This is a genomic window from Propionivibrio sp., assembly GCF_017995515.1.
GTDB lineage: Bacteria > Pseudomonadota > Gammaproteobacteria > Burkholderiales > Rhodocyclaceae > Propionivibrio.
Genome location: NZ_JAGOIT010000012.1, coordinates 1 through 19,375 on the forward strand (window position 1 = coordinate 1; position 19,375 = coordinate 19,375).

At 60.4% G+C, this 19,375-nt stretch carries 20 protein-coding genes; 8 read left to right on the top strand and 12 right to left on the bottom strand.

What is annotated here, in order from left to right:
* Window positions 1-241 precede the first annotated feature (241 nt).
* The 8 genes from KBA32_RS03325 to KBA32_RS03360 all read left to right on the top strand — a co-directional run bounded on the left by KBA32_RS03325 (window position 242) and on the right by KBA32_RS03360 (window position 6,940).
* Complete coding sequence (locus KBA32_RS03325; protein ID WP_294355270.1) at window positions 242-589, top strand: FGGY-family carbohydrate kinase; 348 nt, start codon at window positions 242-244, stop codon at window positions 587-589.
* Window positions 590-697: 108 nt separating this feature from the next.
* Complete coding sequence (locus KBA32_RS03330) at window positions 698-2,182, top strand: FGGY-family carbohydrate kinase (protein ID WP_294355273.1); 1,485 nt, start codon at window positions 698-700, stop codon at window positions 2,180-2,182.
* Window positions 2,183-2,205: 23 nt separating this feature from the next.
* Window positions 2,206-3,066, top strand: a complete 861-nt coding sequence (locus KBA32_RS03335; protein ID WP_294355276.1) for an L-ribulose-5-phosphate 3-epimerase — start codon at window positions 2,206-2,208, stop codon at window positions 3,064-3,066.
* A 164-nt stretch (window positions 3,067-3,230) separates the two neighbouring features.
* Entirely contained in the window at window positions 3,231-3,503 is a 273-nt protein-coding gene (locus KBA32_RS03340) for a hypothetical protein (RefSeq protein ID WP_294355280.1), read from the top strand.
* Window positions 3,504-3,524: 21 nt separating this feature from the next.
* Entirely contained in the window at window positions 3,525-3,968 is a 444-nt protein-coding gene (locus KBA32_RS03345; RefSeq protein ID WP_294355283.1) for a DUF192 domain-containing protein, read from the top strand.
* Between the two features lie 6 nt (window positions 3,969-3,974).
* Complete coding sequence (locus KBA32_RS03350; protein ID WP_294355285.1) at window positions 3,975-4,523, top strand: chorismate lyase; 549 nt, start codon at window positions 3,975-3,977, stop codon at window positions 4,521-4,523.
* A gap of 345 nt (window positions 4,524-4,868) precedes the next feature.
* Window positions 4,869-6,356, top strand: coding sequence for a DEAD/DEAH box helicase (locus KBA32_RS03355; protein WP_294355287.1), 1,488 nt, complete (start codon window positions 4,869-4,871; stop codon window positions 6,354-6,356).
* A 107-nt stretch (window positions 6,357-6,463) separates the two neighbouring features.
* Entirely contained in the window at window positions 6,464-6,940 is a 477-nt protein-coding gene (locus KBA32_RS03360) for a hypothetical protein (protein ID WP_294355289.1), read from the top strand.
* 170 nt (window positions 6,941-7,110) lie between these two features.
* Here KBA32_RS03360 and KBA32_RS03365 read toward each other — a convergent pair whose 3' ends face one another.
* The 12 genes from KBA32_RS03365 to ispG form a co-directional block, all read right to left on the bottom strand.
* Window positions 7,111-8,421 (bottom strand): adenylosuccinate synthase, encoded by a 1,311-nt coding sequence (locus tag KBA32_RS03365; protein WP_294355293.1) that lies wholly within the window; start codon window positions 8,419-8,421, stop codon window positions 7,111-7,113.
* A gap of 12 nt (window positions 8,422-8,433) precedes the next feature.
* On the bottom strand, window positions 8,434-9,582 hold the full coding sequence (locus KBA32_RS03370) for an ATP phosphoribosyltransferase regulatory subunit (RefSeq protein WP_294355298.1): 1,149 nt from the start codon (window positions 9,580-9,582) through the stop codon (window positions 8,434-8,436).
* The gene (locus KBA32_RS03375) at window positions 9,579-9,764 is read right to left on the bottom strand and encodes a DUF2065 domain-containing protein (RefSeq protein WP_294355301.1); all 186 of its coding nucleotides are present in this window, start codon (window positions 9,762-9,764) and stop codon (window positions 9,579-9,581) included. The genes KBA32_RS03370 and KBA32_RS03375 overlap by 4 nt, the downstream gene beginning before the upstream one ends.
* Window positions 9,761-10,651: a protease modulator HflC gene (gene hflC / locus KBA32_RS03380; protein WP_294355304.1), complete on the bottom strand. Its 891-nt coding sequence runs from the start codon at window positions 10,649-10,651 to the stop codon at window positions 9,761-9,763. Before hflC ends, KBA32_RS03375 begins: the two co-directional genes overlap by 4 nt.
* Window positions 10,651-11,913: an FtsH protease activity modulator HflK gene (gene hflK, locus KBA32_RS03385; protein ID WP_294355307.1), complete on the bottom strand. Its 1,263-nt coding sequence runs from the start codon at window positions 11,911-11,913 to the stop codon at window positions 10,651-10,653. Before hflK ends, hflC begins: the two co-directional genes overlap by 1 nt.
* Window positions 11,914-11,954: 41 nt before the next feature.
* On the bottom strand, window positions 11,955-13,100 hold the full coding sequence (hflX, locus tag KBA32_RS03390) for a ribosome rescue GTPase HflX (RefSeq protein WP_294355313.1): 1,146 nt from the start codon (window positions 13,098-13,100) through the stop codon (window positions 11,955-11,957).
* A gap of 99 nt (window positions 13,101-13,199) precedes the next feature.
* Window positions 13,200-13,439 (bottom strand): RNA chaperone Hfq, encoded by a 240-nt coding sequence (gene hfq, locus KBA32_RS03395; protein ID WP_294355316.1) that lies wholly within the window; start codon window positions 13,437-13,439, stop codon window positions 13,200-13,202.
* An 83-nt stretch (window positions 13,440-13,522) separates the two neighbouring features.
* A complete protein-coding gene (gene der / locus KBA32_RS03400) occupies window positions 13,523-14,983 on the bottom strand; it encodes a ribosome biogenesis GTPase Der (RefSeq protein ID WP_294355319.1) in 1,461 nt (486 codons plus the stop codon).
* Window positions 14,980-16,131 (bottom strand): outer membrane protein assembly factor BamB, encoded by a 1,152-nt coding sequence (gene bamB, locus KBA32_RS03405; protein WP_294355322.1) that lies wholly within the window; start codon window positions 16,129-16,131, stop codon window positions 14,980-14,982. The genes der and bamB overlap by 4 nt, the downstream gene beginning before the upstream one ends.
* On the bottom strand, window positions 16,131-16,820 hold the full coding sequence (locus KBA32_RS03410; RefSeq protein ID WP_294355325.1) for a tetratricopeptide repeat protein: 690 nt from the start codon (window positions 16,818-16,820) through the stop codon (window positions 16,131-16,133). Before KBA32_RS03410 ends, bamB begins: the two co-directional genes overlap by 1 nt.
* On the bottom strand, window positions 16,820-18,115 hold the full coding sequence (gene hisS / locus KBA32_RS03415) for a histidine--tRNA ligase (RefSeq protein ID WP_294355328.1): 1,296 nt from the start codon (window positions 18,113-18,115) through the stop codon (window positions 16,820-16,822). Before hisS ends, KBA32_RS03410 begins: the two co-directional genes overlap by 1 nt.
* Window positions 18,112-19,365: a flavodoxin-dependent (E)-4-hydroxy-3-methylbut-2-enyl-diphosphate synthase gene (ispG, locus tag KBA32_RS03420; protein ID WP_294355331.1), complete on the bottom strand. Its 1,254-nt coding sequence runs from the start codon at window positions 19,363-19,365 to the stop codon at window positions 18,112-18,114. The genes hisS and ispG overlap by 4 nt, the downstream gene beginning before the upstream one ends.
* Window positions 19,366-19,375 lie beyond the last annotated feature (10 nt).

Here is a 19,375-nt window from a genome sequence, read left to right on the forward strand (position 1 = left end):
GAGCGCGGCCTGGCCACGTCCAAGGGCATCGTGACGCACAGCTACAAGCTCTCCGACTGGAAGGCGGGCTTCGAATGTGCGCATTCGGTCGAGTCGATCAAGGTGCTGCTCGTCCCGGACGAGAAGTAACCCTTCCTTCCCCTACGGGGGCGTAACAGATCCTCACATCGGGGCGAAAGCCCCGAGGGGGTTCGTTCGCCCTGCGTTTGCGGAGAACCGCTCACACTGGATGAAGAGAACGATGGACTACGTCATTGGTGTCGATATCGGCACACAGAGTACCAAGGCCCTGCTCGTCGGCACGGCCCACGCGGACTTGTGGATGCAGATCATCTCGGACGTGACCGGTTACACCGTCTACACGATCCGTGAAGAAGTCGAAGCCGCACTCGGCGCTTCGCTGCTCACGGCCTCAGGCGCCGGCGTGATCGATAGCGCCGCGGTCGAGCAAGGCTGGATCAGGCTCGACGAACGCACCCGTCCGCGTCCCGAAGTCCATGCCCGCTACGAGAGGCAGTTCAAGCTCTACTGCGATCTCTACCCGTCACTCAAGAACGTGATGCACGGGCTGCAGGAAAACGCAGCCTAAGCGCTTCCCCAAAGCGATGAATCAATCCTCCTTGTGGCCGGGCTTTTGTCTCCGCTCGGCCACTTTTTTATCTGTAATAATCTGGATTTGAATAACTGAGAGGCGGCCATGGCCCACTTCATTGGTGTCGATATCGGCGGCACCGTCATCAAGAGCGGTTTGTACGACGAACGCGGCAACGAGAAAGCCGTCGCATCCCTGAACGACATCCCGGTTGCCGGCCCGGTCGGCTGGAGCGAGCGCGACATGCGTTCGATGTGGCAGACGGTGTGCGCGACGATCCGCAAGGTCATCGCCGACAGCGGCGTCGCGCCGAGCGAAATCAAGGGCGTCAGCTTCTCGGCGCACGGCAAGGGCTTGTACGCCGTCGACATCAACGGCGAGCCGGTGCGCAACGGCATCATTTCCTCCGATAACCGCGCGTTGCCGATCGTCCAGGAATGGAAATCGCGCAACGTCGACAAAGCCGCTTATCCCTACGCCTTCCAGCAGGTCTGGGCCGGCCACCCGGTGTCCATCCTCGCCTGGCTCAAGGCCAACGAAGCCGATTCTTACAATCGCATCCACCGCGTGCTGATGGCGCACGACTGGGTGCGCTACAAGCTGACCGGCGAATTCGGTGCGGAGATCACCAATATCTCGGGCAGCAACCTCTACAACGTCGATACCGGCGCCTACGAACCGGAGCTGTTCAAGCTCTTCGGCATCGACGAGATGCAGGAATGCGTCGCACCGGTGATCGGCTCGACCGAAAGCCGATCCGGCGTCTCGGCCAAGGCCGCCGAGGAAACCGGGCTCGTTGCGGGCACGCCGGTCTTTGGCGGCTTCTTCGACGTCGTTTCGGCCGCAGTCTGCGCCGGCCTCGCCGACGAGCGCTTCATCAACGTCGTGATGGGCACGTGGACGATCGAGACCTGGATCGGCGACAGCATTCCCGCCGCCGAGCACCCCTACACCTGGGGCCGCTACTGCATCCCCGGCAAGTATTTCGTGCACGAAGGCAGCCCGACCTCGGCGTCCAATCTCGAATGGTTCGTGCGCAATTTCATGGCCGACGTCGCGAAGCCCTACCAGCGTTGCGACGAGATGGTCGCCGCGCTGAAGAAGGGAGAGACCGGCGTCCAGTTCCTGCCCTACCTCTTCTCGTCGAACCTCGGCGACAACCTCTCGAGCGGCTTCTACGGGCTGGCCAACGCGCACGGCCTGCCGCACCTCGTACAAGCTGTCTACGAGGGCATCTGCTTCTCGCAGCACTCGCACCTCGAACGCATCCTCGCCCTCTCGGGCCGCGACCGCCTGTTGCGCCTGACCGGCGGACCGGCGCGCTCGAACGTCTGGATGCAGATGGTCGCCGATATCAGCGAGATGCCGGTCGAAGTCATGCACGTCAAGGAATCCGGCTGTCTCGGCGCGTCGATCGCCGCCGCCGTCGGCTCCGGCGTCTACGGATCCTTCCTCGAAGCGATGGCCGCCATGTGCCCGAGCGGCTCGCGCCTCGACCCCGACCTCTCCGCCGCCCCGCGCTATCGCGAGAAGTACGCCTACTTCCGCGAACTGGCCGCCAAGCTCAACACGCTAGCGCCGGCCGCATAGAAAAGAAATATAGAGAATCAATCATGAGAAGAAATCCCCTCGGCATCTACGAGAAGGCCCTCCCGCCGGGCCTCAGCTGGCCGGAACGCCTCGCCGTGGCCAAGGCCTGCGGCTTCGACTTCGTCGAGATCTCGATCGACGAGACCGACACCCGCCTCGCCCGCCTCGACTGGACGAAGGAAGAACGTCTGAAGATCAACCAGGCCATGCTCGAAACCGGCATCCACATTCCAACGATGTGCCTCTCCGGCCACCGCCGCTACCCCTTCGGTAGCCGTGATCCGCAGATCCGCCAGCAGGCGCGCGGACTGATGGAGAAGGCGATCGTCCTGGCGCAGGACCTCGGCATCCGCACCATCCAGCTCGCCGGCTACGACGTCTATTACGAGGAGCAGGACGAAGGCTCCATCGCGCGCTTCGAGGAAGGTCTGCAATGGGCCGTCGAACGCGCCGCGGCGGCGCAGGTGATGATCGGCGTCGAGATCATGGACACCAAGTTCATGAGCTCGATCACGCGCTGGCTGGAATGGGACGCACGCATCCGCTCGCCGTGGTTCACCGTCTATCCCGACGTCGGCAACCTCTCGGCGTGGAACGACGACGTCGACGGCGAACTCGTCAAGGGCATCGACAAGATCGCCGCTGTGCACCTCAAGGACACGTACAAGGTCACCGAAACGTGCGCCGGCCAGTTCCGCGACGTGCCGTTCGGCGAAGGCTGCGTCGACTTCCTCAACGTCTTCCGCAAGCTGAAAGAACTGAACTACCGCGGCACCTTCCTGATCGAGATGTGGACGGAAAAGGCCGACGAGCCGGTCCAGGAAATCATCAACGCCCGCCGCTGGATCGAGGCGAAGATGGCCGAAGCCGGCTGGAGCAACTGATCCGCCAACGGTCGGCGGCGGCGACGCGGCTGCAAGTAATCCGCCGCTGACCGCCGCCTTGGAATAGAATCACGCGCTCGAACAAACCCGCCCGAGCGGCGCCATTGCTCCGCTTCGGGCCAAAACCACAGCGCTTCCGATCCATGCATCCAAGATTTCCCCGCGTGCTGCGCCTGACCTTCACCGCTGCGCTCGCCCTCGCCTTCGGCCAGGTCCACGCCATCCCGAAAGCCGCGGAAGACGCGGACGGCACCGTCGAGATCGTCGCCGACCTTCCGCGCCCCAAAGCCTCCGCCAAAGCGCCCAAGCCCGCAGCAAAGCCGTCGAACGCGTCCGCCAGGAAGAACACCAAGGCTACCGCCAAGGTCGGCAAATCGTCGTCGACCAGGAAAGTCGCCACGACAAAAACCAAGAAACCTGTTCGCGGCAAGAAGTAGCCCCTCATACCGGAGTCCGAGATGCGTACTCTCATCAAGTCTCTCTGCCTCAGTGCATTGCTCGTCACAGGCGCACGCGCGCAAACGCCGATGCCGCGCATGGATCTTACGGCCGGCTTCTACCGCATCAACGCCGAAGTCGCCTCCAATCAGAAGAACCGCATGCAGGGCCTGATGCACCGGCGCGCCATGCAGGCGAACGAAGGCATGCTCTTCGTCTTCACGCAGGAAGAGCGTCACTGCATGTGGATGCGCAACACCTTCCTGCCACTTTCGGTCGCCTTTCTCGATGCGAACGGCCTGATCCTGGACATCGAGGACATGGAACCGCAGACCGAGGACAACCACTGCGCCGCCGCGCCGGCGCGTTTTGCGCTTGAGATGAACAAGGGCTGGTTCGCCGGCAAGGGCATCAAACCCGGCCAGCGCATCGGCGGCGTCGAGAAGTCGCCGCGACCGCAATAACGTCCGATGACGCTGAAGCAAAGACTCGCCTGGCGCAAGAAACCAGTGCGCAACGCCGCCTCCTTGCCCTTCGTCGACTGGCTGCGTGACCGCAACTCGCTGACCTCGCGCCTGCAGGCACGTGGCGCGTTCAACCTGCGCGTCCTCAAGCAGGGATTGGGCATGCCGACGCTCAACGAGGCCGTCGCGCTCGGGCTTCGCCGCCGGCAAATCGCCTGGATACGCGAAGTCGCGCTCTACTGCGACGGCGAACCGGTCGTCTTCGCACACACGGTCCTTCCGTATCGGCCGCGTGGACCGCTGACGCGGTGGCTCGCGCGCCTCGGCAACCGCTCGCTCGGCGCGCTGCTCTTTTCGCACGCCGGTTTCACGCGCGGACCGCTGGTCAGCAGGCGTCTCGATCCGCGCGACGCGCTATTTGCTCGCGCCGTCGCCGCCATGAATCTGAGCTCGCCCGCCGCGCCGGCCATTCTATGGGCTCGGCGTTCGAGCTTTTCGTTCGGCAGGCAGCGCGTCCTCGTCACCGAGGTCTTTTCGCCATCGCTTGGCGCGTAAGCGTTTTCGCACGGGGCGAGCGGCCGTCACAAAAAACTACAAGAAAACGCTCGACACGCGTCGAGCTGGCCAGTAGAATCCGCGCCTCATGCTTTTCGGCGTGATCTATCACACTGAATTGCAATGATTTTTCGCTTCGCGAACCGCTCCGCATCTCCCAAGCCCCCCTGCCTCCTGGTGTAGATCCCTAAACACCGCCCTGGCACAAAGCTTGTTGTGCCGAATGTATCGAATTCTCTCGCCCAGGCAGAGTCTCTCCGCACTTTCGTTGGTTGGCGTCGCATTTTTGCGTCCGCGCATCGGCTCACGCCAGTTGCGCTGCGCTGTTCTACACGAAAGAGATTGATGACTTTTGCAGAAATCGGGCTTCACGAAGCCCTGCTTAAAGCCCTTACCCAAGCCGGCTACACCGAGCCGACCCCCGTCCAGGCGCAGGCGATTCCCGCCGCCATCGAAGGACGCGACCTGCTGGTTTCGTCGCAGACCGGTTCCGGCAAGACCGCCGCTTTCATGCTGCCGGCGCTGCATCGCCTGGCACCTCAGGAACGCCCCCCGTTCGTTCCGTCACCATCGGCCTCCCGCCGCACACCGAATCAGGAGCGCCAATCGGCGCGTGCACGTGGCCGCGAGCGCCCGCGCTTCCAGCCGGCACAACCGAAGATGCTGGTACTCGCACCGACGCGCGAACTCGCCCTGCAAGTCACCGCGGCGACCGACAAGTACGCCGGCCAGATCCGCCACCTGAAGGCCGTGGCCATCCTCGGCGGCATGCCGTATCCGAAGCAGATGGAACTGCTGGGCCGCAACCCGGAAATCCTCGTCGCCACCCCCGGCCGCCTGATCGACCACATGGAATCGGGCAAGATCGACTTCTCGAACCTGCAGATGCTCGTCCTCGACGAAGCCGACCGCATGCTCGACATGGGCTTCATCGACGATATCGAGAAGATCATCGCCGCCACGCCGGCTTCGCGCCAGACCATGCTCTTCTCTGCGACGCTCGACGGCGTCGTCGGTGAAATGGCGCGCCGTATCACGCGCGACCCCCTGGTCATTTCGGTCGCTGCCTCGCACGCGAAACACGAGAACATCGAGCAACGCCTGCACTTCGTCGACGACCTCTCGCACAAGAACCGCCTGCTCGACCACCTGCTGCGCGACGTCAGCATTGATCAAGCCGTCGTTTTTACCGCGACCAAGCGCGACGCCGACACGATTTCCGACCGCCTGAACATCGCCGGCTTCAACGCCGCCGCCTTGCACGGCGACATGCACCAGGGCGCGCGCAACCGCACGCTCAACGCGATGCGGCGCGGACAGGTGCGTATCCTTGTCGCCACCGACGTCGCCGCACGCGGCATCGACGTACCGACGATCACCCACGTCTTCAACTACGACCTGCCGAAATTCGCCGAGGACTACGTTCACCGCATCGGCCGCACCGGGCGCGCCGGACGCAACGGATTGGCCATCTCGCTCGTCAATCACGCCGAGCACTTCAACGTGCGCAAGATCGAGCGCTTCACCCAGCAAGCCATCCCGGTCGAAGTCGTCGAAGGCCACGAACCGACCCGCCGTCCGCCCTCCGCATCGCCGCGCCCCGGCAACAAGCCGGGCAAGCGTCCGGCCTGGAAATCGAGCGACAACCGCGGGCACGGCGGCCACGCCGGAGCCGGCAAGCCGGCCGCGCGCGGCGAAGGTCGTTTCGGCAAGCAGGATGCATCCGGCTCGGCGCCAAAACGCGATGGCTTTGCCAAGGCCCCGCAACGCGGCCCCCGAGAAGATCGCTTCACTTCGGCTGGCGGCAACCGCCGCACCTACGGCGATCGCTGATCGACCGCGCACCGAAAACCCGCTACGGCGGGTTTTTTGTTGCCCGGATTCTTGATCGGGACGCGCAGCCGCGGCTACCATGACGCGTCATTGCAGAGGATACAGGCATGAGTACGGAACTGACGACGCACTGGTCTGAACACGACGCGGCGCTGGCGACGATTCTCCGATCCCTGACCACATCTCTCCTGGTTTTTGACGAAGACCTTGTCAGACTCGGTCTGGAACGCCCCGAAAACGTCGAGATCCTGCGCCGTTTTCTCGTCGCCGGTACGCGCAATCGCATCCGTATCGTGGTGAAAAACGCCGCGCCGCTGCGCAGCCACAGCCCTCGTCTCTTCCAGATGCTCGCGACTTATCCCGAGCAGATGACGGTCGTTCAGTGTCCGCAACATTTGCATTCGCTGAATGACGCCCAGTTCATCGTCAACGAAACGCACGCGCTGATCCGATTCCACCGGGACAGCGCCCGCTCGCGCGCCATTTTCGACGACAGGGAAGCCTGCATTCCCTACATTCAACGATTCCATGACATCGAACGCGAAGGCGGCGAATCGATCAGTGCGACGACGCTCGGTCTCTGACTGAGGTTCCCTCGGCTTTCATCTGCCAAAGGGTGGTTTTCATGCTACCAGTTTTTCCTGATGCTGCTTTCTGATCCAGCTTTCCAGATCAGGCAACTACGGTTTTTAGGATTATTTTCGTTGGAAAGCACACGACACGATGCGTGAAGTTCAGTGGCCGGAATTTCGACTTATCCGTTAAACGGGTGCTTACGGAGAATCGTCTCGTCCCGCTCCGGTCCGGTCGAGACAATATCGATCGGCACTTCACACAACGCCTCGATCCGCGCCAGATATGCCCGCGCCGCCTCGGGAAGTTGATCCAGCGACGTCGCACCAATCGTGGAACTTTCCCACCCAGCCATCGTTTCAAGAATCGGCTCGCAGCCAGCGACTTCGTCCGATCCCATTGGCAACAGATCGATCACTTCGCCATTGAACTTGTAGCCAGTGCAGATCCTCAGTTCCTTCAAGCCGTCGAGAACGTCAAGCTTGGTGATGCACAAGCCCGTCACGCCGTTGATCTGGATCGAGCGCTTCAGTGCAGGCACGTCGAACCAGCCGCAGCGCCGTTTGCGCCCCGTCACCGTTCCAAATTCCCGCCCCTTGTTTGACATCTGGTACCCCGGCGCACCCTCGGTTTCGATATCGAGTTCGCTCGGGAACGGGCCGCTTCCGACGCGCGTGCAGTACGCTTTGGTGATTCCGAGCACGTAGTGCAGCATTCCGGGGCCGACGCCGGTTCCGGCGGAAGCCTGGCCGGCCACGCAGTTCGAGGAAGTCACGAACGGATACGTGCCGTGGTCGATATCGAGCAATGCGCCCTGCGCCCCTTCAAACAGCAGGTTTTGCCCCGCCTTGTTCGCTGCGTTCAATGCACCAGAGACGTCTACAACCATCGGCTTGATCTGCTCGGCGTCGGCCAGTGCCTGTTTCAGCACAATTTGATAGTCGACGGCCTCGGCACCCAGGTACTTCGTCAGCACGAAGTTGTGGTAGTCGAGGTTCTCCTTGAGCTTTTCGGCAAAGCGCTCCGGGTAGAACAGGTCATAGACACGCAGTGCGCGGCGCGCCACCTTGTCTTCGTAGGTCGGTCCGATGCCCTTGCCTGTGGTGCCAATCCGCGTGTCGGCACTCTTCGCGGCTTCGCGCGCGCGGTCAAGCGCGGTGTGGTAGCCGAGAATCAGCGGGCAGCCCGGGCTGATCTTGAGACGCGAGCGAACTTCGATCCCGCCGCTTTCCAGTTCCTTGATTTCGGAAAGAAGATGGTGAATATCGAGCACGACGCCGTTGCCGATGTAGCAATTGACGCCGGCGCGCACAATTCCTGAGGGAACCAGGTTGAGCTTGTAGACTTTCTCGCCGACTACGAGCGTATGGCCGGCATTGTGACCGCCCTGAAAGCGAACGACACCTTGGGCATGATCAGTCAGCCAATCGACGATCTTGCCCTTGCCCTCATCGCCCCACTGTGTTCCAACTACGACGACATTCTTAGCCATGTTCTTTCAACCTTAGTTAATTGCCTTAATAACCCACTGCCCATCGCAGTTCACTAGGCGCCGGTCGCACACTGGCCCTTCGTTCAACGTTTCGTCGGGCAACAATTCGACGACCACTTCCCCCTGCTGGCGCAATTCCTTGACGACCGCGGCCAACGCAGGGTTCGTCGCTGAGTACGGTGACAGAATCGCGCGACCCGGCTCGGTAACGTTCGCCAGACGAGCGATCTCGCGCGAATCCATCGAAAAACCGGTTGCCGGACGAGCGCGCCCGAAGTCCTTGCCGACGCCGTCGTACCGGCCACCGCGCGCAATCGCGCCGGGGAAACCCGGGTAGTAAGCCGCGAACACGACCCCGTTGTGGTAGTGATAGCCGCGCAAATCCGCCAGGTCGAAAGACAGAGGAAGTTCCGGCATCGCTTTTCGCAAGGCTTGCAGCGACTTCAGTGCAGCAGCGATTGCCGGAATGCTTGGCAATTGGCACGCTGCCTTATCCAGGAAATCCGTTCCGCCAAACAACTCGGGCAAGCGCAAGAATGCAGAGCGATACGGCTCGGCAATATCGACACAACACTCGCGCAACCCGGGAACGTCCTTCACTTGCAACAGCTGAAGAATCCTCGCTTCGAGTTCGGGCTCAAGTTCGGCGACCTGGACGAGCGCGCGAAATACGCCGACGTGCCCAATGTCGATGCGAGAAGCAGGCGTTCCGGCGGTCGCCAACGCATCTGCGAGCAAGCGGATCGCCTCAAGGTCGGCCTCAATTCCCGTGTAACCATAAAGTTCTGCGCCGAGTTGAATCGGCTCGCGGCTTGCCGCTTGAGACGCGGGCAAGGTATGCAGCACACTGTCGCAGTAGCAGAGGCGCGTCACGCCTTGCCGGTTGAGCAGATGGGCGTCTATCCGCGCGACCTGGGGAGTCATGTCTGCCCGCACGCCGAGCGTTCGCCCTGACAACTGGTCAACCAGTTTGAAGGTGCGCAGTTTGAGGTCCGAACCGGAACCGGTCAGCAGCGATTCGAGATATTCGAGCAACGGTGGCATGACCAATTCGTAGCCATGCACGCGAAAAAGGTCGAGCACCTTTCGACGGAGTCGTTCAATTTGCATTGCCTCCTGAGGCAATGCATCCGCTATATATTCGGGCAGAAGCCAGTTCATCTGAAAACCATTAACAAGATAATCCCAGCCAGCATCGACGTCAGGCCAACAAATCGAATCTGCCCATCGCCAAGCTGGATCAATCGCCGAAACGTCTCACGCCAGGTCGCAGGAGCGAGAAACGGCAACACACCTTCGAGCACCAGCATCAGCGCAAAGCCAATCAGCAAACTGGAAATCATCTGCCAGTTCTGTCGCCCACGCCGCCAACGCTATTCATGTACTTGAAGAAATCCGAATTGGGTTCGAGAACAAGAATATCGTTCTTGCTCTGGAAGCTGTTTCGATAAGCCTCAAGCGAACGATAGAAAGCAAAGAACTCCGGATTCTGATTGAACGCCTGCGCGTAGGTGGCCGCTGCCTTGGCATCGCCCTCGCCTTTTGTTCGCTGAGCGTCCCGATACGCTTCGGCGATGATCACCTCGCGTTGCTTGTCTGCACCGGCACGGATCTTCTCCGCCTCAGCGGCGCCTTCGGAACGCAGTTCATTGGCCACCCGCTTGCGCTCGGCCTCCATGCGGCGATAGACCGATTCACTGACTTCGGTTGGCAAATCAACGCGCTTCACTCGAACATCGATGATCTGAACGCCGATCTTTCTCGCATCAAGGTCAGCTTTCTCCCGCATTTCTTCCATGATCTTGTTGCGCTCACCGGAGACAACGTCGTGCACCGTGCGCTTGCCGAACTCCTCACGCAAGCCGGCATTCACGGTCTGGAACAAACGCGTCTTCGCCCGTTCCTCATCGCCGGCGACCGATACGTAGTAAAGGCGCGGGTCGACAATCCGCCATTTGACGAATGAATCGACGAGGACGTTCTTTTTCTCGGAGGTGATATAGCGCTCTGGCTCAGACGTATCGAGCGTCAGGATGCGCTTGTCGAAATAGCGTACGTTCTGAATCATCGGCCATTTGAAGTACAAGCCAGGCTTGCTGATGACATCACGCACCTCACCCAACTGGAAGACGATCGCGTGCTGCCGTTGATCGACCGTGAATATCGAGCTCCCCAGAACCGCCAACAAAGCGATAACAATCGCCGCAACAAAATTCACACCCAGCTTCATTACCTGACCTCCCGCTCACGACTGCGCAGCGCTTCACGCCCGCGCGTCTCCGTTCTGTCAACAACCTGGGGAGGCGTTTCATAGGAAATCGCCGAGGACGACTGGCGCCCCTGACCAGGCGCGTCAGCACTGCTTCCAAGCCCCATCGGCACGGCTGAACCTGCCGCCTGCATCAGCTTGTCCAGCGGCAAGTACAACAGGTTGCCCTGCCCCTTGGCGTCTACCATCACCTTGCTGGTGTTCGAGTAAACTTGCTGCAAGGTTTCAAGATACATGCGACTCCGAGTCACCTCCGGCGCCTTCGCGTACTCGGCATGAATCTGCTTGAAACGGCTGGCATCACCTTCCGCCGTGGCAATCAGGCGTTGCCTGTACCCCTCGGCCTCCTGCAACAGCCTCGCCGCGGTGCCTCGGGCCTTCGGGATTACGTCGTTGGCGTAAGCCTGACCTTCGTTCTTTTGCCGCTCGCGATCCTGGCCGGCCTTCACGGCATCGTCAAACGCGGCCTGAACCTGCTCGGGGGGCTGCGCATTCTGCATTGTCACCTTGGAGATCAGAATGCCGGTCTGGTAGCGGTCGAGAATCTCCTGCATCAGCGCCGACGCCTGAACGGCAATCTGTTCGCGCCCTTCGTATAGGACGAAGTCCATCTTGTTCTTGCCGACGATTTCGCGAATCGCCGTCTCCGCCGCCTGCATTACCGCTTCATCAGGCGTTCTATTGTTGAAAATGTAGTCAACCGGATCCTTCAGGATGTACTGCACGGCAAACTGGATGTTGATGATGTTCTCGTCATCTGTCAGCATCAGCGCCTCTTTGAGGACCTTGTTCTTCTCGCTGCCGCGATACCCGACTTCGATCGTACGCACCCCTGAAATATTGACGATTTCGTGCGACTCGATCGGATAGGGCAAGCGCCAGCGCAGACCGGACTCGGTGCTCTCTTTGTACTCTCCGAATTGCAGCACCAGGCCGCGCTGTGAGGCATCGACGATGTAGAAACCGCTCGCCAGCCAGACCAGGACGATCACTGCGAGAATCAGTCCGATTCCGCCACCCAGGATTTTCGGGCTCAAGTCAACTGGCGGCCGATCACCGCCATTGCCACCGCCTTGTCCGGCGGGCCGCTTGTTGAACATGGAGGACAGACGGCGGTTCAGATCACGCCACATCTCCTCCAAGTCGGGAGGCCCCTGATTTGGGCGCCGACCACCGCCATTATCATTGCCGCGGTTACCCCATTGAGGATCGTTAAGCGACATAAGTACTCCAAAGCAAGAAATCATGGGAATGAATCCGAGACTTAATCGGCGCAAACTGATGGATTCTCTTCCAGCATCCGATCGCCTGAATTACGGAATTTCTCAAGCGCTATCTCAGCCAGTACAGCCCGCAATAGCGGCAGGCCATCACCGCACTTTGCACTGACCCGAACGCGGACGATTCTATCATATTCATTTCTCTCGACCGTCGGCGGCAACCCGGTCAGATCCAGCTTGTTGAGGACCATGAGCTGGGGCACCTGACTGGCACCTATCTCCTCAAGCACCTTGTTGACCTCGACAACCTGCTCCTCACGCGCCGGGCTCGCGGAGTCGACGACATGCACGAGAAGATCGGCCTGCGATGTAGCATCCAGCGTCGCGTGAAACGCGGCGATCAGCGCGTGGGGCAAGTCACGGATGAATCCGACTGTATCGGAGACGATCACGTTCCCGACACCGTCAAGCCAGAGCTTGCGCGAGGTGGTATCGAGTGTCGCGAATAACTGATCGGCGGCGTACGCTCCCGCATGAGTCAGTGCATTGAACAAGGTCGACTTACCGGCGTTCGTATATCCAACCAAGGACACGTTCAGTACGTCACCACGGGTTCGCGCCTTGCGTTGTACGCCACGCTGGCGTTCGAGCTTGTGCAGGCGCTCCTTCAACAACTTGACCCGCTTGCCAAGCAGACGTCTGTCGGTCTCGAGCTGCGTTTCGCCTGGTCCGCGCAGACCGATACCACCCTTTTGCCGCTCCAGGTGCGTCCATCCTCGAACCAGGCGCGTCGCGAGATGATCAAGCTGCGCGAGCTCGACCTGCAGTTTCCCGTCGGAGGTTTGCGCGCGCTGGGCAAAAATGTCGAGAATCAGACTTGTTCTATCGATGACCCGACATTGAAGAGCACGCTCGAGGTTTCGCTCCTGAGCGGGTGACAGTTCGTGATTGAAGATGACGAGGTCGGCATCATGCGCCGCAACCTGCGCTGCAATTTCCTCGACTTTGCCTTTGCCTGCGTAGGTCGCGGGATCAGGACTCTGTCGCCGGCCATGAACCACAGTGAAGACCGACGCGCCCGCCGATTCGGCGAGCAACGTTACTTCTTCTACCTGTTCCGCAAGGTCATCGACGCCGAAATCCAGTTGAACGATGACCGCCCGCTCACCTGCCGCGGGACGCTCAATCATGGAAACGCACTTCGGAAATCTGCAACTAAATCACTTTCGACGCCAGTTCGCCAGCCGAACAAGCTCAGAAAACGTTGAATGGAATTGGTGACCAGCCGCTCAGGCTTCGTCGCCGCCATCCTGCTGGATACTGACGGGACGCGACGGTACGACGGTTGAGATTGCGTGCTTGTAGACCATCTGCGTGACGGTATTCTTGAGCAACACCACATACTGATCGAAAGACTCGACTTGACCCTGCAATTTGATGCCATTGACAAGGTAGATCGAAACGGGAACATGCTCGCGACGCAGCACATTAAGGAACGGGTCTTGTAAAAGTTGCCCTTTATTGCTCATGGTTAGAACTCCATGCTTCGTTGTTGATCTGGTTTGGCTAGCTTAATTGATTTTCTGTGCATTTGCCATAAAAGCCGGCATCGTCACTTTGCCCCAGACTTGGCGCGCGGGGCCGATCGCTTGGTTCTTTCTTTCACAGAACCTGCGCTTCTGACTCCACTCTTAGCTTTTGGTTTCTCACTTTCTGCCGGCTTTGGCTTGCGTCGGTTCTTTTCCGGCGGCTTGCGATCAGCAAACGGGTTTTCGGAGACGTTGAACTGGATGCGAAGCGGCGTTCCCTGAAGCTTGAAAACCTCGCGGAACGTATGCTCCAGATAGCGCCGATACGAATCGGGCACCTTTTCCAACGCGTTCCCGTGAATCACGACGATCGGCGGATTACGCCCGCCCTGGTGAGCGTAGCGCATCTTCGGACGGAAGATTCCGCTGCGCGGCGGCGCCTGCTTGGCGACAGCATCGATCAGCGTTCTCGTCAGTTGCGGCGTCGAAAGATCGATCGTGGCAGCCTTGTACGCCGCATCGACCGAGCGGAAAACATGCGCCAGCCCCTGACCTTTGAGCGCCGAGACGTAGTGGAAGTTGGCAAAATCGAGGAATTTCAGTTTGCTTTCGAGCTCGCCCTTGATCTGGTCACGAACATAGGAATCAAGGCCGTCCCACTTGTTGACGGCAACAACCAGCGCGCGCCCGGATTCAACGATGAAGCCGGCGATATGCGCGTCCTGATCGGAAATATCCTGTTTTGCATCAAGTACAAGGACGACGACGTGGGCATCCTCGATCGATTGCAGTGTCTTGACGACCGAGAACTTCTCGATCGTCTCGAAGACCTTGCCCTTGCGCCGCAAACCGGCCGTGTCGATCAGGGTGTACTTTTTCCCGCCACGTTCGAAATCGACATAAATCGCGTCGCGCGTCGTGCCGGGCTGGTCAAACGCGATCACCCGCTCTTCGCCGAGCAGCGCATTGATCATCGTGCTCTTGCCGACGTTCGGACGCCCGACGATTGCGACGCGAAGAACATCGCCCTCGCTTTCGTCTTCGGTCGGCTCCGGATATGGCTCAAGCACGTCTTCAACCAGGCTCCGCACGCCTTCGCCGTGAGTTGCTGAAATCGCGACGGGATCGCCCAGCCCCAACTCGTGGAAGTCGGCGACGACCACGCCATGACTCATGCCTTCCGCTTTGTTTACGGCGACAAAGACCGGCCGCTCCGCTTTGCGCAGTTTGTTGGCAATCTCCTTGTCGAGCGCAGTAATACCGGTTCTGCCATCAACCACAAAGATGATCGCATCGGCCTCGGCGATCGCCTGTTCCGCCTGGCGCGCCATCTCCTGCATGATTCCGTCCTTGGCCAGCGGTTCGAAGCCGCCGGTATCGACGACCAGGTACGGCTTGCTACCCACCTTTCCGTGGCCGTAGTGGCGATCACGCGTCAGACCTGGAATATCGGCGACCAAGGCATCACGCGTCTTGGTCAAGCGATTGAAGAGCGTCGATTTGCCGACGTTCGGCCGGCCTACAATGACGATGGTCGGTTTCATTCGGCCTCGATGGCGTAAAGTCCGCCTTCGCTAGTTTGGACCAGCACGCCATTTCCGAGCTTTTGCGGCGGCGCAACAACTGCACTTCCGTCCGTTTCAAGTCGGGCAATGAACGATCCGTCCTCACGGCTCAGGAAATGCACGATTCCTTCGGCATCGGCAACCGCGACATAACCGCGCCGTGCAACCGGGGCCGTCAGCCGGCGCAGCGAGAGCTTGTCCTGTTTCCAGATACTGGCACCGCTCGCCATGTCGAGCGCATGAACGGCACCCTTGTCGTCCGACACGTACAGGAAACGGGAGTCGATATCGAGTCCAGCCGCACTTGACATGTCGCGCGCCCACACGAGATTGCCGCTACCGAGGTCGAAACAGGCAACGCGTCCCTGGAACGCGACCGCACAAACCGAACGCCCGGAGATGACCGGCGCGCTGGTGATATCGGCAACGCGATCAAGCTCAGTCGCTCCCTTCGGCACGGCAACCGTCCCATCCCATACTGCGGCTCCGTTGGACGTTGAGACGGCAATCAGCTTGCCACCGGGGAAGCCCGCAAAAACGTACTTTCCATCAATGACTGAGCGCGCGGAGACGCGCAGGGAAAGCGCAGGCGTTGGACGCTGGAAGAACCACTTTCGCTTGCCATCTTTTGCGTCGTACGCAGCCAATTGATTGTCGCCGGTACGCACGATGACCATACCGCTGCCGATTTCCGGGGGCGAGAGAATTTCGCTCGACGTCTTCACCTTCCAGAGCGGGGTGCCATCGGTACTCGAGAAGGCGAGAAGTTCCCCCTTCGGCGACCCAACGACGACCATTGTCTCATCCGCACCTACGCCTCCGGACAAGGGCTGGCCAACGTCGACTTTCCAGGCTTGCCTTCCGCCATCGATACGTACGAGGTCACCCTCGCCGCTCGCCGCGTAAGTGGTCGAACCAAGAACTGCAGGCGTAAACGAGTACACACCACTCTCACCCACCGACTGCTGCCAGACGACGCGCGCGGCGAGTTTCGTTTCGATCGGCTGCAATTCAGCCATCTTTGGCCCACTGTCGGCGAACGGATTCAGGCCCTCAAGTGTCGAGCAGCCGGTCAGCGAATACGCCAGGGCCGACGACAGCAAGGCGACGGAAAGGAGCTTCCGCATTATTGCTCTCCGCCCAAAGCATCAAGCTTTTGCTGCAGAAGCTGCTGATAGATCACCGACGACTGCCCTTGCCAGCCCGGTGACGCGGATTCGCTGCCGACGGTCTTGACAGAATCCTTGAGCTTGCCGAGAGCCGACTGGTAAGCCCCGGCAGCTTCAGACTTCTTGTCCTGCGCGCTAAGGATATCGCCCTTCAGTTCAATGAAGCGAAGTTCGAAGCTCGGACTGACGCTTCCTTCGAGTTGCTTCAAGGCCTGATCAAACGCCTTCTCATCAAGCAGCAATGCGGCGAGGCGAAGACGCGCGAGATCGCGCAACTCGTCCTTGCCGTTTTCGGCGACCCAGGACAACTGGAGCTTGGCAGTCTTCGCATCGTCCGCTTCGATCAATACCTTGGCAGCGGACAAAGCCCCCAGGGAGGCGTAGCTTGTACTGCCGAACTTCTCGAGCAACTCGCCGCTTGCCGCCTTGACCTTCTGCAAGTCCTTTTCCCGCACTGCCTTTTGCAGAACGCTATAGACCGCGGCGGACTGTCCGGCCTGGTTGCGCTGATACCAGTTCCAGCCCTGCCAGGCCGCGACTGCCAGCACCGCCGCCAACAAGACATTGGTCAGCAGGTTACCGTATTGCTTCCACCAAGCCTTGATTTCGGCCAGTTGCTCCTGCTCTTCGAGGTCGTAGGCCGCCATTATTCTTCTTCCCAGTCCAGAAATGAGTTCATGATTTCATCAGCGAGCTGATCGACACTGATGCGTTTTTGTTCGTTTTGTGCCTCGCCGTTGGAGCGCAACGGCTTCAACGTCACCTCCCCCGCGTTCGCCTCATCGTCACCGATGATGATCGCAAAGGTCGCACCGGAAGCATCTGCCTTCTTCATCTGTGACTTGAAGCCGCCACCACCGCAATGGAAGAGGACGTCGATCCCCTGATCGCGCAAACCTTCAGCAACACGCGGCGCCATGCGCGAAGCAGCGTCGCCTTGATGCACCACATAGACGTCGGGTCCGGGAATCTCCGGCTCGCCGCCCGATTCGCGAATCAAGGTCACCAGCCGCTCAACCCCCATCGCGAAGCCGCAAGCCGGCGTCGCCTTCCCGCCGAGTTGCTCGACGAGGCCATCATAGCGACCACCCGCACACACTGTACCCTGCGCACCAAGACGATCCGTCACCCATTCGAAAACGGTCAGGTTGTAGTAGTCGAGGCCACGCACGAGACGCGGGTTGATCTCGAACGGCAGACCAGCATCGCGCAGCACCTGCTGCACGCCATCAAAATGCGCCATCGACTCGGCGCCCAGATGATCCATCAGCTTCGGGGCGCCGGCGATCATTTCCTGCATCGTCGGATTCTTGCTGTCGAGAATGCGCAACGGATTGGAGTGAAGGCGCCGCCGCGCATCTTCGTCGAGCAGGTCGCTGTATTTCTCGAAATAGGTGATGAGTTCGGCGCGGTGCTTCGCACGCTCGTCGAGTTGACCGAGAGAATTCAATTGCAGCTTGACGTCGTCCAGCCCGAGGTCATCCCAAAGCCTGGCGCCCATGAGGATGAGTTCGGCATCAATGTCTGGTCCGGCAAAACCGAACGCCTCGACACCGACCTGGTTGAACTGGCGATAACGACCCTTCTGTGGCCGTTCGTGCCGGAACATCTGCCCCATGTAGTAAAGGCGCTGCGGATGCTGCGCAGCCAGCTTGTGCTGGATCAGGGCGCGCACGCAGCCGGCTGTTCCTTCCGGACGCAAGGTCAGCAACTCACCGTTCAGGCTGTCGGTGAAGGAGTACATCTCCTTTTCGACGATGTCGGTCACCTCGCCGATTGCCCGCTTGAACAGGGGCGTCGGCTCGACGATCGGCAGGCGGACCGGCTTGTAGCCGTAGCTTTTTAGCCACGAACGAACGGTTTCCTCGAATAACTCCCACAACTCCGATTCGCCCGGCAGGATGTCGTTCATCCCGCGCACGGACTGGATGTATTGGCTCATGATTGTGAAACGATCTTTCTTTGGTAGGTACGCGCCACGTAGCGATCCACGATGGCAGTAAATTCTTCGGCAATGCGCTCGCCGCGCAAGGTGACCGTCTTGACACCGTCTTCAAATACCGGCGCCGCCGGTGCCTCGCCGGTCCCTGGCAGGCTGATCCCGATGTTGGCGTGTTTGCTCTCACCGGGACCATTGACGACGCAGCCCATGACGGCCAGCGTCATGTTTTCCACGCCGTCGTACTCGCCGCGCCACTTCGGCATGTTGTCCCGGACATGTTCCTGGATGGAATGCGCCAACTCCTGGAAAAAACTGCTCGTCGTCCGGCCACATCCCGGGCAAGCAGTCACCATCGGGGTGAATGCACGCAGCCCCATCGTCTGCAGCATCTCCTGCGCGACAACAACTTCCTGCGTACGTTTTCCGCCGGGTTCAGGCGTCAGCGAGACGCGGATGGTATCGCCAATTCCCTCTTGCAAGAGCACCGCCATCGCTGCCGTGGAGGCGACGATGCCTTTCGAGCCCATGCCGGCCTCAGTCAAGCCGAGGTGCAGCGGGTAGTCCGAGCGTCGCGACAGTTCTCGATAGATCGCGATCAGGTCCTGCACACCCGAGACTTTGCAGGAAAGGATGATGCGATCACCCGACAACCCCAAATCCTCGGCCTTGGCCGCCGACTCGAGCGCCGAGGCAACCATGGCCTCGCGCATCACACCGACGGCATCCAGCGGTTGCAGGCGTCGTGCATTCTCATCCATGATCCGCGCCAGCAGGTCCTGATCGAGGCTTCCCCAGTTGACGCCGATGCGCACTGGTTTGCCGTAGCGCGCCGCGATCTCGATCATCTGCGCGAACTGCTCGTCACGCTTCTTGCCATGCCCGACATTGCCGGGGTTGATACGGTACTTGTCGAGCACCTGCGCGCACTGGGGGTAGTCCGACAACAAGCGATGGCCGTTGTAATGAAAATCGCCGATCAGCGGAACGCCGACGCCCATGGCGTCGAGGTGCGCGCGAATTTTCGGCACGGCGGCGGCGGCCTCCGGCGTATTCACCGTAATGCGCACGAGTTCCGAGCCCGCCCGAGCAAGCTCGGCGCACTGGATCGCGGTCTTGACCACATCGACCGTATCTGTGTTGGTCATCGACTGGATGACGACCGGTGCGTCGCCCCCGAGCCGCAGCACCTGGCCAACGGTGACGCTGCGAGTCTTTCGCCGTGACGCCGGGCCACCGAAGGCTGAGTTCACTGCCGAATCA